The organism is Paraburkholderia phytofirmans OLGA172, assembly GCF_001634365.1.
GTDB lineage: Bacteria > Pseudomonadota > Gammaproteobacteria > Burkholderiales > Burkholderiaceae > Paraburkholderia.
Genome location: NZ_CP014578.1, coordinates 1,666,535 through 1,680,303 on the forward strand (window position 1 = coordinate 1,666,535; position 13,769 = coordinate 1,680,303).

General features: G+C 57.3%; 12 protein-coding genes and 1 other annotated feature. Of the genes, 8 read left to right on the forward strand and 4 right to left on the reverse strand.

Translation table 11 applies throughout. From position 1 onward, the window contains the following. Positions 1-177 precede the first annotated feature (177 nt). On the forward strand, positions 178-1,506 hold the full coding sequence (locus AYM40_RS07140) for an APC family permease (protein WP_158515253.1): 1,329 nt from the start codon (positions 178-180) through the stop codon (positions 1,504-1,506). Positions 1,507-1,674: 168 nt separating this feature from the next. Here the strand turns inward: AYM40_RS07140 and AYM40_RS07145 are convergent, their stop codons facing one another. Further along, a complete protein-coding gene (locus AYM40_RS07145) occupies positions 1,675-3,060 on the reverse strand; it encodes an IS1182 family transposase (RefSeq protein ID WP_063495606.1) in 1,386 nt (461 codons plus the stop codon). A 55-nt stretch (positions 3,061-3,115) separates the two neighbouring features. On the opposite strand from AYM40_RS07145, the gene AYM40_RS07150 reads away from it, so the two are divergent. Further along, complete coding sequence (locus tag AYM40_RS07150) at positions 3,116-4,816, forward strand: ATP-binding protein (RefSeq protein ID WP_063495607.1); 1,701 nt, start codon at positions 3,116-3,118, stop codon at positions 4,814-4,816. Then, entirely contained in the window at positions 4,806-5,111 is a 306-nt protein-coding gene (locus AYM40_RS07155; protein ID WP_063495608.1) for a hypothetical protein, read from the forward strand. The genes AYM40_RS07150 and AYM40_RS07155 overlap by 11 nt, the downstream gene beginning before the upstream one ends. A gap of 154 nt (positions 5,112-5,265) precedes the next feature. On the opposite strand, the gene AYM40_RS41305 is transcribed toward AYM40_RS07155, so the two are convergent. Beyond that, positions 5,266-5,418, reverse strand: a complete 153-nt coding sequence (locus AYM40_RS41305; protein WP_158515254.1) for a hypothetical protein — start codon at positions 5,416-5,418, stop codon at positions 5,266-5,268. Between the two features lie 239 nt (positions 5,419-5,657). On the opposite strand from AYM40_RS41305, the gene AYM40_RS07160 reads away from it, so the two are divergent. The 4 genes from AYM40_RS07160 (at position 5,658) to AYM40_RS07175 (ending at position 10,460) form a co-directional block, all read left to right on the forward strand. After that, a complete protein-coding gene (locus tag AYM40_RS07160; RefSeq protein WP_236720914.1) occupies positions 5,658-6,350 on the forward strand; it encodes a Crp/Fnr family transcriptional regulator in 693 nt (230 codons plus the stop codon). 502 nt (positions 6,351-6,852) lie between these two features. Beyond that, entirely contained in the window at positions 6,853-8,502 is a 1,650-nt protein-coding gene (locus AYM40_RS07165) for a fatty acid--CoA ligase (RefSeq protein ID WP_063495609.1), read from the forward strand. A 337-nt stretch (positions 8,503-8,839) separates the two neighbouring features. Beyond that, the gene (locus tag AYM40_RS07170) at positions 8,840-9,622 is read left to right on the forward strand and encodes an SDR family oxidoreductase (protein WP_063495610.1); all 783 of its coding nucleotides are present in this window, start codon (positions 8,840-8,842) and stop codon (positions 9,620-9,622) included. A gap of 49 nt (positions 9,623-9,671) precedes the next feature. Then, positions 9,672-10,460: a crotonase/enoyl-CoA hydratase family protein gene (locus tag AYM40_RS07175; protein WP_063495611.1), complete on the forward strand. Its 789-nt coding sequence runs from the start codon at positions 9,672-9,674 to the stop codon at positions 10,458-10,460. Positions 10,461-10,908: 448 nt separating this feature from the next. Here the strand turns inward: AYM40_RS07175 and AYM40_RS43625 are convergent, their stop codons facing one another. Then, positions 10,909-11,097 (reverse strand): transposase DNA-binding-containing protein, encoded by a 189-nt coding sequence (locus AYM40_RS43625; RefSeq protein ID WP_082854991.1) that lies wholly within the window; start codon positions 11,095-11,097, stop codon positions 10,909-10,911. Between the two features lie 213 nt (positions 11,098-11,310). Continuing rightward, complete coding sequence (locus tag AYM40_RS07180; protein WP_063495612.1) at positions 11,311-12,369, reverse strand: aromatic acid exporter family protein; 1,059 nt, start codon at positions 12,367-12,369, stop codon at positions 11,311-11,313. A 35-nt stretch (positions 12,370-12,404) separates the two neighbouring features. Between AYM40_RS07180 and AYM40_RS07190 the strand changes: the two genes are divergently transcribed. After that, positions 12,405-13,639 (forward strand): IS3 family transposase gene (locus tag AYM40_RS07190; RefSeq protein WP_420488449.1). Its coding sequence is split into 2 segments (ribosomal slippage): positions 12,405-12,693 and positions 12,693-13,639, totalling 1,236 coding nucleotides; the frame shifts between segments, so codons are not numbered across the junction. Further along, positions 12,683-12,799, forward strand: a sequence feature (AL1L pseudoknot). (Overlaps the previous gene by 117 nt.) Positions 13,640-13,769: the final 130 nt, after the last annotated feature.

Sequence of the window (13,769 nt, forward strand, 5' to 3'; positions counted from 1 at the left end):
TGAAATCGACTCAAGAAAGCAGAGCGACAACGACCCGGGGCTACAATTGATCATGCATTTACCGTTCTCGGCAATGTAAAGGCATCCGCGGTGTGTTGATCCGAGTGGATGCACCAACCATCGCGGAAACGAGGCGATGTGCTCCTTGCCGCCAAACTCGCGTTCTCGGATAGCAAAATGAACTCCACCGTTGCCGCTGAGAATGTCGACCCAACATCGACGTCGCATCGTCGGGAGGTTGGATGGCTGGGTTTGACCGCAATTGCGACAGGAGGCGCGAATTCGGTACTGTTTTTCCTGGCGGCAATGTTCGTCGGAGACGGCGCTATTCGCGGCCAGGGAACAGCAGCGGTGCTTGTGTTGGGCCTCGGCGTGATACTCAGCTGCGCCGCCGCGCCGGGATGGCTAGAACTGGTTCTGATGTATCCGAACCGGGTTGGAGGCATCGCAGCAGCATGTTCGGAAGCATTTCGACCATATAGCCCAATCCTGAGTAGCCTCGTGGGTATTGGCTATTGGTTCGGATGGGCGCCGGTTGTGGGACTTGGGGCTGTTCTCTCGGGCGGTCTCCTTCACGACTTGCTGTTGCCGCTTGTTTCGGCGACAACTCTGGCGCTCGGCATTATTTTGATATGCACGGTTGTCAGCCTATGCGGCCTTAGATGGTTAGTATGCCTTTGCGTAGTGAGCGCAGGCGTGGCTACCGTGCTAGCGATGCTGTCGGCCGTCGGTCCGCTGTCAGGTGCCGTTGAATGGCATCGGACAGTCGACTTTCGGCTAACGGTGCCATTTCCTGGTCCGTTCGGCGCTTTCGTTAGCACTTTGGCTGGCTTGTACCTGGTAGGGACGGTTGCGCCGGCATTTGAAGTCGCTCTAGGCCTGGTGGGGGTCACAAAGGCGCCCATCACGAATGTCTCCCGTGCGCTCTGGGCCGGCGCATGTTTCGGGGTATTGTACTGCCTAGTTCTGCCGATCATCTGGGTGGACACGCTAGGGCCGGCAGCGTTGAAGGAAGACCTTTCTATTGCTTTGGGTCCGACATTCGCGCCATTGTTGGGGGGCGTCGCAAAGACCGCGGCGACCTTGTTCATGTTATTCATCGGGTTAGTCGCGACGATAGTTCCGTTCGCCGGACCGACGCGCATACTGTCGCAATTGGCCGACGACGGACTGCTTCCAGCGGTGTTCGCCAAGCGGGCACGCGGCGGTGCACCGTGGGTCGCTATCATCCTGACGTCGGCTACCGGTTGCGTGATCGTCGTCGGAGGGTATCCGATTTGGTTGATCGCCGCGGTGAGCCTACCGTACGTCCTTTGCATCGCACTCACCAGCGTTGCGGTTTGGCTGCTGCGCCGAACAGCTCCGGATATGACCCGTCCGTACAGGGCACCGCGGGTAGCGATCAACCTCGGGATCGTGGCTGCTTTCGGCTGGGGGCTGGCGGTAGTGTTCGGCCTTCAGCAATTCGGATTGCCTTCCGTCATGCTTGGCATTTCATTTGCCTAGGAGTGCGTCGGATTTGAGATGAGGGGTGAGTGCGGGCACCAGGTGATGAGTGGGTTTGCGCGGGTTTGCGGACTCACCTCGGTCGTAAAGCGCTACAAAAGGTATTTGAGCGTAGATCGGGAAGGCAATCTCGGCGATGGGGGGCGGGCAAAAAGCCCGCTTATCGCCCTACACGGCTCGCCATACGTTCATCCGCTTGATGTTCCATGCGAGCGCGACCAGCGACCATTCCGCTGTGACGCTGGACAGCCCGCGCAGTGAGAACTGCCGGAATCCCATCACGTGCTTGATGATGCCGAACACCGGTTCGACGGTGTTCTTGCGCAAGCCGTACAGTGCGCGCCCGGCCTTCGTCTTGAGTCGGTGTGTCATCCTGATGAGCGGATCGGTGCTTTCAGGCGGCGCCGGATCGGCGGCAAAGCGTTCCATCAAAGGCCGATGATGAGCGTCGCGCCGGATCGCGATCAGCGGGGTGAGTTCCGCTGCCTCGCAGGTAGTGACGTTGGCCTCACTGAAGTAACCCGCATCGGCCAGCAACACATCAGGCTGGCCCAATTGCCCGGGCAGCGCCCCCAGCACGTCGACCATCGGTGCGATCTGGCGTTTGTCGTTACACTGCTGGGTCACCGTCGTGCCCACGATCAGCATGCTCTCGACATCCACCGCCGCCTGCGCGTTGTAGCTCTGCTCGAAGCCGCCGCTGGACACCGGCATGATGCGCGACTCTTCGTCGGTCAGGTTGATCTGGTCGCGCTCCCTGGCACCGCCTTGCGGCGGCTTCGGCTCCTTGCCACGGGGCTTCCTGCCGTCTTTGCGCTGCGCCTCGCGACGCGCCACCTTCGCTTCATACTCCTGCTGCTCCTGCTCCTGCTCCTGCTCCTGCTCCTGCTCCTGCTCGAAGCGTTCCTGCGCCCGCGCCTCGATCTTCGCCTTCGCTTCGGCCAACGCCTTCAGCCGCGCTTCGCGGCGTGCGATCTCCGCCGGTATATCCATGCCATCGGGCAGACTTTCCCGATCGGCGTTCCCGGCCATCTCCATCAACTGCTGCACTTCTTCACGCAATTGCGTCTCGATCCGGCCGATGTGCCCGTGCGACAGCGCGCGGTGCCTGCTCGCGTTTGCCTTGACCTTGGTGCCGTCCAGCGCAATCCGGCCCAGGTTGACCAGCTTCATCTCCTTCGCGACCAGCAGCACCTGCACGAACAGCTTCTCTATCTGGCTCGCGAACCGCTTGCGAAAGGTGGCCAGCGTGTCATGGTCCGGGTGCGTATTTGCCGCAATGTAGCGGAACGCCACCGAGTCATAGGTTGCCCGCTCAATCTTGCGGCTCGAGAACATCCCGGTGGCATACCCGTACACCAGCAAACCTAGCAGCACCTCGGGGTGATGCGCTGCCTTGCCTCGTCCCGCATACGCCATGCTCAGATCCGAGAGATCCAGCTGCGCGATGACTTCCACCACGAACCGCGCCAGATGGTCTTCCGGCAACCAGTCCTCCACCGACGGTGGCAACAGATAACCGGTCTGACGATCAACTGGCACGAAGCGACTCATCAAAGGACTCTCTCAGCGAACTTGTTGATTCATTAACGCTCAACCCGCCCGCCGGATGACCGCCTATCCCGAAAATCCGACAGGCTCCTATTTAGGCGCTGTGTTTTACCTTTGGCGCAAAATTACCGACCGGCGCAAGAGGGGCCTGCGGGCAATTTCATGGACACTCCATCTCAAACTTGCCAGCGCGATGCTACTCGTTCTCGCGCTGGACGCGGTAGGCTATCTGAATGCTGTTTACCATGTCTCGGCCAACGACAAAGCACTTTTGGCGATACTCGCCATCATCTTTACCGTCGTGGCGTTGCTGACAATCGCGGTCGGACTTATTCTACCGGGCGTGATTTCGTATGCGGCGATTGAGGTCTCCGAAGCCGCGGACCATCTTGCGGGTGGCACGTTGGCCGATTTTTCGCGTGCAATGCTCGCCTTGGCGGCCTCTGACCTCGAGGAGGCCCGGGTCAAGCTGGACTTCACGCCCGTTGTTGTGCGTTCGCGGGACGAAGTGGGCGACATGGCCAGTAGCTTTAACAGACTTCAGCAAGAAATCGCGAGAGCGGCGCGTGGCTTGGACGGAGCACGTGAGGGATTACGCGAAGCGCGGCACAGTCTTGAACAGCGAGTCGAAGAGCGTACCCAGGCCGAGCGCGAAGCCCGACAGGCAGCCGACGCCGCGAACCGCTCGAAGGATCAGTTCCTCGCAAACATCAGCCACGATCTGCGTACTCCGCTGAACGCCATACTAGGTTACACGCAAATACTATTGCACGACGATAAGCTGACTGAGCGCCAGGTTAGCGGGCTAAAAGTCATCTCGCGCAGTGGCGAGCACCTGCTCTCGCTGATCAATGATCTTTTGGACTTCGCCAAGATCGAAGCCAGAAAGCTTGATTTGGATCCAAGGGACGTTGCGGTGGCGGCTTTCCTGTCTTCCATTGCCGAGATAGTGAGTGTGAGGGCCGCTGAAAAGAACCTTGATTTCGAGTTCGTGTGCGCGCCGAACCTCCCGTCTGCTATCCGCGCGGATGAGAAAAGACTGCGCCAGGTCCTGCTGAATTTGTTGGATAACGCCATAAAGTTTACGAAGACAGGCTATGTACGCTTCAGCGTGACCTTTACGCCACCGGGAACGCTCTGCTTTGAGGTTGAGGATACCGGGATCGGCGTCGAGTCGCTCGAATTGGATACTATCTTCGCCGCGTTTGCGCGAGGGCAGAACGGACGTGTGCCGGCCGCTGGCACGGGCTTGGGCTTAGCTATTTGCCGTGACATCGTGCGATTGATGGGCGCTGAGATACACGTGCACAGTCAGGTCGGGCAGGGCAGTTGCTTCTGGTTCAAACTCGAAACCACCGTATCGGCTGCGCCTCTTGCTACCGTAAATCCCTCATGGATCATCACGGGCTACAAGGACGAACGCAAGAAAGTCATGGTGGTGGACGACGTACTTGACAATCGCGCCGTGCTCGTCGACATGCTTACCCCGCTGGGCTTCGTGGTGACCGAGGCGAAGGACGGTGCGGATGCATTAGAAAAGGCATCCGCCCAAGTACCCGACCTCGTCCTGGTTGATTTGGTGATGCCCGACATGGATGGCTTGGAGACGATCAGGCGGTTACGCTGCATGCGGACTCTCGAAGGCACACCGGTTATCGTCGTTTCAGCAAGCGCGTCGCGCGACGATTCGATCGTCAGCCTCGCGGGGGGGGGCGAATGCGTTCCTCGCAAAGCCGATCGTTCTGGACTTGCTTCTTAGCGCGATCGCCGGCCTGCTCGCGTTGCAATGGATCTATGCGCCGGCTCCTTCTCCGCTCCTCGACGAGATGGCACGCGAGCCGATGCGTTTTCCTTCACCAGAGCGTATGACAGTCTTATGTCGTCTGGTGCAGATCGGCAACATGCGTGACGTCGCTCAATGGACTGAGCAAATCGCGGCTCTTGACCCGGGATATCGACCGTTTGCCAATCAGATATTCGCCCTCGCAAAGCGCTATGAATGTCAGGAGCTTCTAAAGCTCGTTAATCGCTACGTCACCTCGCCTGAAATGTGATCGCATTGGCGAATAGGCGCCCCCCATCGTGCGTGACCGCGATCGACAAGCATAGGGCTAAGTCGGTGTCGTTCTCAGCGTCGTCCCGGTTGAGTCACGCCGCATTCGTCCGTTGAATTGCGGATCATCGTAGGCGTGACACTCATGCCGTGCATCAATCGTCTTTGAGTTTGGCTACTTTGATGTCCACCAAATCATATGGCAGCCAACCTGCACAAAAAATCTCACCTGAAATGGACACTCCCGGTGAGTCAAAGTGCGGTGCATCGAGATCTGAAGAATGCAGCGCAATCCGTACCGCGACCATGGCAGCTCTTCGTCAACTTCGGTAACGGGTCTTCGCGGGTCAAATCCACCAGCGTTCGTTTTTTCCAGCTCTCAGTTAGTTAAGCTGGACGCCCAACGCCCAACGCCCAACGCCCAACGCTTCTGCAGTCCGTCCATCAGACATGCGACAAGGAACGTGCTTGACTGTAAAACCTGAGGTTGCATCCTGTAAATTTGATGGCATGATGTTTGTCACGTCCCCAGTTCCACGAGTGTGAAATGTCTTCGATCACGGATACCTCGCCAGAAATGCGCGCCAACACTTGGTTCGGCTCCTTGCTTCCCGCCGAGCAACATGCTCTGCTCAACTGCAGCGAATCGCTCACACTGCAGCCGGGGGATTACTTGTTTCGGCAGGGAGACGTACCAAGCGGTTTTTACGGACTTAATCGTGGGCGCTTCAAGGTTTCCACATTGCGAGCGGACGGCAAGGAAGCGATTCTCGCGGTCATTGAGGCCGGCAACTGGTTCGGACAGACATCGATGGCGCAACGGGTGCCGCGAATGCGCGACGTCGTCGCCTTGGAGAGCTCATCCATTTTCGCTGTTAATGCGCACACATTCGAAACGTTGATGAAAAATGATAGCGTCCGTGCGGCGATTGCGGACCTTCAGTTAAAACATATGAACTGGCTGTATCGGATGGTCGAAGACGTAACGCTTCATTCCACGCGTGCAAGGATTTCCCGGAGACTTTTGCTTCTTGCTTACGGTGACATAACCATGGCGGCCGAGATGCGACGCACAATATCCGTATCGCAGGAGACGCTGGCAATGATGTTAGGAATTACTCGTCCGACCTTGGCATTGGAACTGAAGGCAATGTCGGCAAAGGGCGCAATCGCACTGAGTTATGGACGCATCAATATCTTGTCGGAGGAACTTCTTCTAACGTTTCAGGAATACATCTAACGCGGTCGCCGGCACCGCCAGTGAGCAGTTGGCATTGCAAAGATTGGCATTCCGCCTATCCACATCGTTAGCTAAATAGGTCAACGGATAGTGCCTACCCGTCGTTGACAAACCGAGCCTGAAAGTACATCCCTACCTTCGCCCCAGTCGCAGCCCCTCTTGCCGACCTGCTGCGCAGCACAAGCATTTATGTAAATGCAGGGGGCGGCTGAATTTCATGAAATTACAGCTTGCTCCCGCCTTCAATGCCGCGTCACCGTATGCGCGCTAACACCCTCACGTATTGTTCCGCGAGTCAGGCCACCGGCATCGTCAGCTTTGAGGTTGGGACTAACCCGAAGATTGCAAAGTTCTTGACAGTTTTCGATCCCAAGTGCCCATAGCATAATCGCAATACATATAGAGCGTGGCGCGTGTGTCTCACGGAAGCACGATTACGCGGGGGGCGCTGACGACCTGTGTCCGATAGCTGTGCAAGTAATTATCAGAGAAGGAGACGTAGATGCTTGACGATTTGAGGCACTCAACGCCATCGGCTTATAGTTATCCGTTGTTGATAAAGAACTTGTTACACGCGCCGCTCTCCCAAGCCGCAAGTCAGGAGATCGTCTACCGAGGCGAGCAGCGGTTCACCTATGCGATGCTGCGAGAACGTATTTGCCGGCTCGCGAACGGGCTTTGTCACCTTGGCATGCGGAATGGAAGTACGATCGCAGTGATGGACTGGGACAGCCACCGGTATCTCGAGTGCTACTTCGCAGTTCCGATGATGGGTGCAGTGCTGCAGACGGTCAATGTGCGGCTATCGCAGGACGAGATAGCCTATACCATCAACCACGCGGGGGCGGAAATCCTGCTCGTCCACACGGACTTCCTACCTGTGGTCGAAGCAATTAAGGACAAGCTTGAAACAGTATGCAAATTCGTTTTAATTAGCGACGAAGGTAGTAACGCAGGCGGGCATGCTGTCCCGTTTTCATGCGAATACGAAAGCATGCTTGCAGTTAGTGCGCCGACTTGCGATTTTCCAGACTTCGACGAAAACACGCGGGCCACCACCTTCTACACGACGGGAACTACCGGTCTGCCCAAGGGAGTGTGGTTCTCGCATCGTCAACTTGTCCTGCACACGATCACTCTGATGGCTGCGTTGTCTAGCCCGCAGTCCGGGCAGCGGTTCCATCGGGGTGACGTTTACATGCCACTCACGCCCATGTTCCATGTTCACGCATGGGGTGTTCCCTACGTCGCTACGGCGCTTGGCGTCAAGCAGGTATATCCCGGTCGATACGTCCCGGACCGTGTGTTGAAGCTGGTCCGCGACGAAGGCGTTACGTTCTCGCATTGCGTCAGCACTGTCCTGCATATGCTACTGGTCTGTCCCGAGGCAAAGAACGTTGACCTGAGCAAGTGGAAGATTGTTATTGGTGGGGCAGCACTACCGCACGGTCTGGCACGCGCCGCGCTCGACCGAGGCATTGACGTCTTTACCGGTTATGGCATGTCGGAGACCTGCCCCTTGCTCACGCTTTCACAGTTGCGACCTGGCAGTGAGTCGCTTGATATCGATGAACAGGTTCGCCTGCGCTGTAAAACCGGTTTTCCGGTCCCGCTCGTTGATCTGCGCCTCGTAAATGAAAGCATGGAGAACGTCGCGCACGACGGCAAGGGCTACGGCGAGATTGTGGTGCGCGCGCCTTGGCTTACGGAGGGCTATCTTAAAGATCCGATAGCCTCCGCGCGGCTCTGGGAGGGCGGTTATCTGCATACCCAGGACATAGCCAACGTCGATGCTACAGGCAACGTGCAGATCACTGACCGAATCAAGGACGTGATCAAGTCCGGCGGCGAGTGGGTTTCGTCATTGGAGATCGAAAGCATAATCTCGCGACACCCGGGTGTTGCTGAAGTAGCGGTGATCGGCATGAAGGATGAACGTTGGGGAGAACGGCCTGTGGCGCTTGTGGTTATAAAGCCGGATGCTCAGTCGCCAGTTACGGAGGACCATATCAGACAGCATGTGCTTATGTTCAGTGAAAAGGGGCAGATTTCTAAGTATGCGGTGCCGCAGGTTGTGAAGTTTGTCAATGCACTCGAAAAAACAAGCGTCGGCAAGATGAATAAGAAACGGATGCGCGAGCAATTCGGTTGATGTTCGAGGTAAGTCGGCATTTTTGTCATTGTAGGACACGGCCTCGCAATCCTTGCCGACTACTAGCCCCGAGTTAGGTGTACCGGCCGGAACGTGACGGAATAGGTGAGGGCTGACTATCACGCCCTAGTGCGTCGCGGAAAGCAGAGCGTCGCATCGACGTTGAGAAGCGGAAAATTTGCGAGCGCTTTCTGCGGCACCCAGCTATGTTTACCTGGCTCTTTACTGCGCACGTTACCGACAATCGACGTCGGAGTAATGGTCGACAACGAAACGACCGGGTTCAATCGGGTCGACCGCTTAAGGACCTTCGGTTCAGCAAACAGGAGTTCTCCCCATGGGTAGGATTAGTCATTTTTTTGATCTCACCAACAAGACTGCACTCATCACCGGCGGGTCGCGCGGGCTGGGTCTCCAGATTGCCGAGGCGCTCGGCGAGTACGGAGCGAACTTGGTGCTTTCGGCGCGGAAGGCTGACGAACTGCGCGATGCGCAGGACCACCTGCAGCGACTTGGTATAGATGCTGAATGCGTCACCGCGGATAGTACTATCGACAGTGACATTCATCGGCTTGGGGCCGAAGCGATAGCAAAGTTTGGCAAGGTTGACATTCTCGTCAATAATGCCGGCGCCACATGGGGTTCGCCCGCTAGTGAGCATCCGCTGGAGGCGTGGGACAAGCTTATGAACCTCAACGTGCGCGCTGTTTTTCTGCTTTCCCAGTACATCGGCAAGCACTCGATGATCCCATGCCGATATGGGCGGATTATTGATGTCGCCTCAATCGCCGGCCTTCGCGGCAATCAGCCGGGTTCGCCCCCGACGATTGCGTATAACACAAGCAAGGGCGCCGTGGTGAACTTCACGCGGGCGCTGGCTGGCGAGTGGGGGCAGTTTGGAATTACCGTCAATGCACTGGCGCCGGGGTTTTTTCCGTCCAAGATGACAAACGGGACGATCGCGGAGCTCGGGGTCGACTCGCTGACGGCTGGCGTTCCCTTGAAGCGTATCGGCGACGACACCGACCTACAGGGCGCAGCGTTGCTGTTCGCTAGCGACGCTGGAAAGCATATTACAGGACAGATTCTCGCCGTCGACGGCGGCTATACCGCTGTTTAAGGTTACAGCGCCCAATCAGGTATCGGAACCAAGTCAAAGGAAAAGCACTATGAGCACGGAGCAAAAAACACCGGAAGTCAGGATGACCATCGACGATCACGTGTGCTTGATTTCGCTGGACAACGCAGCAAAGAAAAACGCCATCACCCCTGAGTTGCTCGACCAGCTTTCAAAACATCTTACGACGTTTGATGACGACGACGACTTGTGGGTTGCTGTACTCGATCCGGTGGGGGAACATACCACCGCGGGTTTAGATATGCCCAAATTCTTTGGGCCAGAAGCCACGGCGAAGCCGATCCCCCCGGACCAAGTAGACCCGTTCGGGTTGGCGCGTCGATGCAAGAAGCCGGTAGTGTCCGTCGTGCACGGCATCACCTACACGATCGGCATCGAAATGATGCTCGCGAGCGACATTGTGATTGCGGCTGACACGGCAAAGTTCTGTCAACTCGAGTCTAAGCGGGGTATCGCGCCGCTTGGTGGTGCGCACTTCCGTTATGTGGAGCGTGCCGGTTGGGGTAATGCGATGTACCACTTGTTTCTGTGTGACGAATTCGGGGCGCAGGAGGCTCTACGGATTGGCTTTGTGCAAGAAGTATTGCCGTATGGACAACATCGCGAGCGGGCGATCGAGATCGCGCGACTCATCTGCAAATGTGCACCAATCGGCTTGCGTACAACCAAAGAAGCGGCGTTGATCTACGCCCGTGACGGCGAGGAGAAGGCAATCGCCGCCATTCCCGCCATGCAGGAGACAGTGTTCGCCACTGAGGACTTTAAAGAAGGAATCCGATCATTTAAGGAACGTCGGGAGGCGAAGTTCTTGGGGCGTTGAGTGCTGTGTCTATAAGAAGAGACGCCTTTGGCAAAGGCGTCTCCATTATGCGCGTAGTCTGGATCTATCGAATGGGCGTGTCCAACATCCTATTTAAGAAGATTGGAGCTTTGGGCTGACCGCGACTTGGCACGTGTTTTTTTCAATGCCTGGGATTCGGCCCGGAGAGGTACGGGCAGCTTGCAATCGTTCGGTGCGGGCTCGCCCGCTAGCCAGGCAATCTGATCCCGGAGCGATCGATAGACGACCGGGTCGTGAACCAGTCCGGGTTGGATTTTGCGGTGTATCCGACCTCCCTCGGCATGTAGCCGCTTGAATACTGTAAGGTTTGCGGACTCGCTGAAGAGTACATCGGGATGCCGCATTGCGTAATTGCTCGCGTCTGACCATTTCGGTCACGGCGTGTCATGCTAGTGCCCGTGTAGCCGATGAGTTCAGGCCGCTCACGTTAATATGAGAATGTCGTCGTATCCTGCAGCAATAGCATAGGGCCGTCTGTAGCAAAAAAACGGGCCGCGCTCACCTGAAAATGACCGCTCAGGATGTCCTGTTCGCTGACACGATCATTAGCAAAAAATCGATACGCTGCTTTCGTCGACGCCCAGTCCTGACATGCAAACGGAGTGGGTTGGCCCATGCCGCACCACAACCGCTATAGCAGCAGTGCGAAACGCTTGCGCAACCTCGAGTCCTTGGATTTACTTCCTTCGACGTCCGCTCGAACCACGCCCGGTCATCTGGCTGTCGTTTCCCGGACATCTCTCCCACACGCTGGTCCCGATGTATGCCCGGTTACCAGGTTTCGCGGCTCGGATGTGGGTAATTACAAGCCGGACCACACGCTTACGGATCATCCTTCGCAATGCAATTCGCTGAGCCTGCAAAGCAGGATGCCGTATCCCGTGAGATGCCCAAGATACACGCTCGTAAAAACGCCGGAGGCCGGTAAGGCTTCTATGAGTTGCCGCAAGTCCTCCATCTCGAGCGGAGCCTTCTCCAGGCCCGGGTGTTCCACTCTCAGGTCTGCTACTTTAGCCAGTTCCAGGTGCGCTGAAACAAGCCTGCCCAGCCCGGCAAGAAAGGCTGCCCTCCATCGCGCATCGAGCGCGACGAACTGGTCATGAAACGTATCCATTGTTTCCAGAAAGTTGACCAGAGAATCAAAGACCTCGTGATAGCACCCGAACAGGGGAAGGCGAACACGGTTCCGGTTAAGGTGCGGAGACACCCACGCCTGCTCAAGATCTGCCTTCAACAGGGTATTCGCCTGCTTGAGATTGGTGCTCGATGCTCGCAGTTTTGCGGTCAGCGGCCTGATTTCCCGCTTGTCCAACGCCCCGCTGGCTAGCAGTGACATGACCTCCGTCGCTTGCTGGTTTCCGTCGTTGACGAGGCTGTTGGCCCAGTAGCCATGATCTGGCGGACAGGCTACCTGCTGGATGATGAAGCCGAGAAGCATGCCCAGCACCACACCAATGAGGCGCTGTTCGAGCAGCGGCATGTGCTCGCCGGTATAGAGAACGAGCGTCATTGGCACAGTGACGCTGGTCATCTGGAACAACGACGGCTTGATGCGGACGATAGCGAAAATGACCAGAGGCAACAGGAATGCGCCGAGCCACAGATGTGGCGCGGTGAACCAGATCAGCAGCGTGCCCAGCGGCATGGCCACGACGTTCGACACAACGCGTTTATAGAAATAGCTGCGCGCAGCGGAAATCGAACTGCCGAGTGCCAACGTCAGCATGGCCGAGCCTGCAAGGGAGACGGCGGCATCGGGATAGCCGAAATAGGAAGGGATTGCGAAGCCAATCCAGAGGCCTAACGTGAGCTTCGCGTATTTCGCTGTTTCGGACAGCGAAAAGCGCGCTATGGCACGGCGAAATGGTGTAAGTGAACCGCCCCGGATTTGGTGGAGGCTCCAATTTTTGAGAAAATGGAGCTATGAACAAGTCGAACAAATTTTCTGCTGAAGTCCGCGAGCGTGCTGTGCGCATGGTGCAAGAGCATCGGGGCGAGTATCCCTCGCAGTGGGCAGCGATCGAATCCATCGCCCCCAAGATCGGCTGTACGAGCCAGACGCTGCTGGGATGGGTCAAGCGAGAAGAAGTTGATAGGGGTGAGCGTGAGGGCGTCACGACGTCGGAACGTGAGCGCCTCAAGGCACTGGAGCGTGAGGTTAAGGAACTGCGCCGTGCCAATGAGATCCTGAAGCTGGCGAGCGCATTTTTCGCCCAGGCGGAACTCGACCGCCGCCTGAAGTCCTGAAGGCCTTTATCGATCAGCATCGCGACACCTTCGGGGTCGAGTCGATCTGCAAGGTCTTGCGGATTGCCCCGTCTGGCTATCGGCGTCATGCCGCACAGCTTCGCGATCCGTCGCGGCGCTGTGCCCGAGCGAAACGCGATGAGTTTCTGAGTCCGGAAATCAAGCGAGTCTGGCAGGCCAACATGCAGGTCTACGGCGCAGACAAAGTCTGGAAGCAGTTGAACCGGGAGGGTATCGCGGTGGCACGTTGCACCGTCGAGCGGCTGATGAAGCAACAGGGTTTGCGCGGTGTGAGGCGTGGAAAGCGAGTTCGCACGACGATCCCCGACGTATCGGCTCCACGCCCGCTCGACCGGGTCAACCGTCAGTTCAAGGCTGACCGGCCGAACCAGCTCTGGGTTTCGGATTTCACGTACGTCTCGACGTGGCAGGGCTGGCTTTATGTCGCATTTGTGATCGACGTATTTGCTCGGCGCATTGTCGGCTGGCGCGTCAGCTCGTCGATGACCACGGACTTCGTTCTGGATGCACTTGAACAGGCGCTGTACGCTCGACGGCCGGACAATGACGGAACACTGATCCATCACTCCGATAGAGGTTCGCAATACGTCAGCATTCGCTACAGCGAACGGCTGACCGAAGCAGGCATCGAGCCGTCGGTTGGCAGCAGGGGCGACAGCTACGATAACGCGCTGGCTGAAACGATCAACGGGCTGTACAAGGCAGAAATGATTCATCGTCGTGCGCCGTGGAAAACGCGTGAGTCCGTCGAATTGGCGACGCTGGAATGGGTAGCCTGGTTCAACCATCATCGGCTGATGGAACCTCTCGGCTATATCCCGCCCGCTGAAGCTGAGGCAAACTACTACCGGCAATTCAGCAATACCATCGCTGTGCCGGCATCAACTTAAACCAACCAGCCTCCACGATTCTCGGGGCGGTTCAAAGAGGTTTGTGGCTGTACAAGGTGGACACGGTTTTATCCTAACCGGTGAAGTTGAGCCGGGCGCGAAGCGCTTTCATTCGGGGCAACCCCTTGGC

Coding starts and splice junctions, on each gene's coding strand:
- AYM40_RS07150 (WP_063495607.1), top strand. CDS start 3,116: ATGACCGCCTATCCCGAAAATCCGACAGGCTCCTATTTAGGCGCTGTG.
- AYM40_RS07170 (WP_063495610.1), top strand. CDS start 8,840: ATGGGTAGGATTAGTCATTTTTTTGATCTCACCAACAAGACTGCACTC.
- AYM40_RS07175 (WP_063495611.1), top strand. CDS start 9,672: ATGAGCACGGAGCAAAAAACACCGGAAGTCAGGATGACCATCGACGAT.
- AYM40_RS07140 (WP_158515253.1), top strand. CDS start 178: ATGAACTCCACCGTTGCCGCTGAGAATGTCGACCCAACATCGACGTCG.
- AYM40_RS43625 (WP_082854991.1), bottom strand. CDS start 11,097: ATGGGCCAACCCACTCCGTTTGCATGTCAGGACTGGGCGTCGACGAAA.
- AYM40_RS07160 (WP_236720914.1), top strand. CDS start 5,658: ATGTCTTCGATCACGGATACCTCGCCAGAAATGCGCGCCAACACTTGG.
- AYM40_RS07165 (WP_063495609.1), top strand. CDS start 6,853: ATGCTTGACGATTTGAGGCACTCAACGCCATCGGCTTATAGTTATCCG.
- AYM40_RS07145 (WP_063495606.1), bottom strand. CDS start 3,060: ATGAGTCGCTTCGTGCCAGTTGATCGTCAGACCGGTTATCTGTTGCCA.
- AYM40_RS41305 (WP_158515254.1), bottom strand. CDS start 5,418: ATGGTCGCGGTACGGATTGCGCTGCATTCTTCAGATCTCGATGCACCG.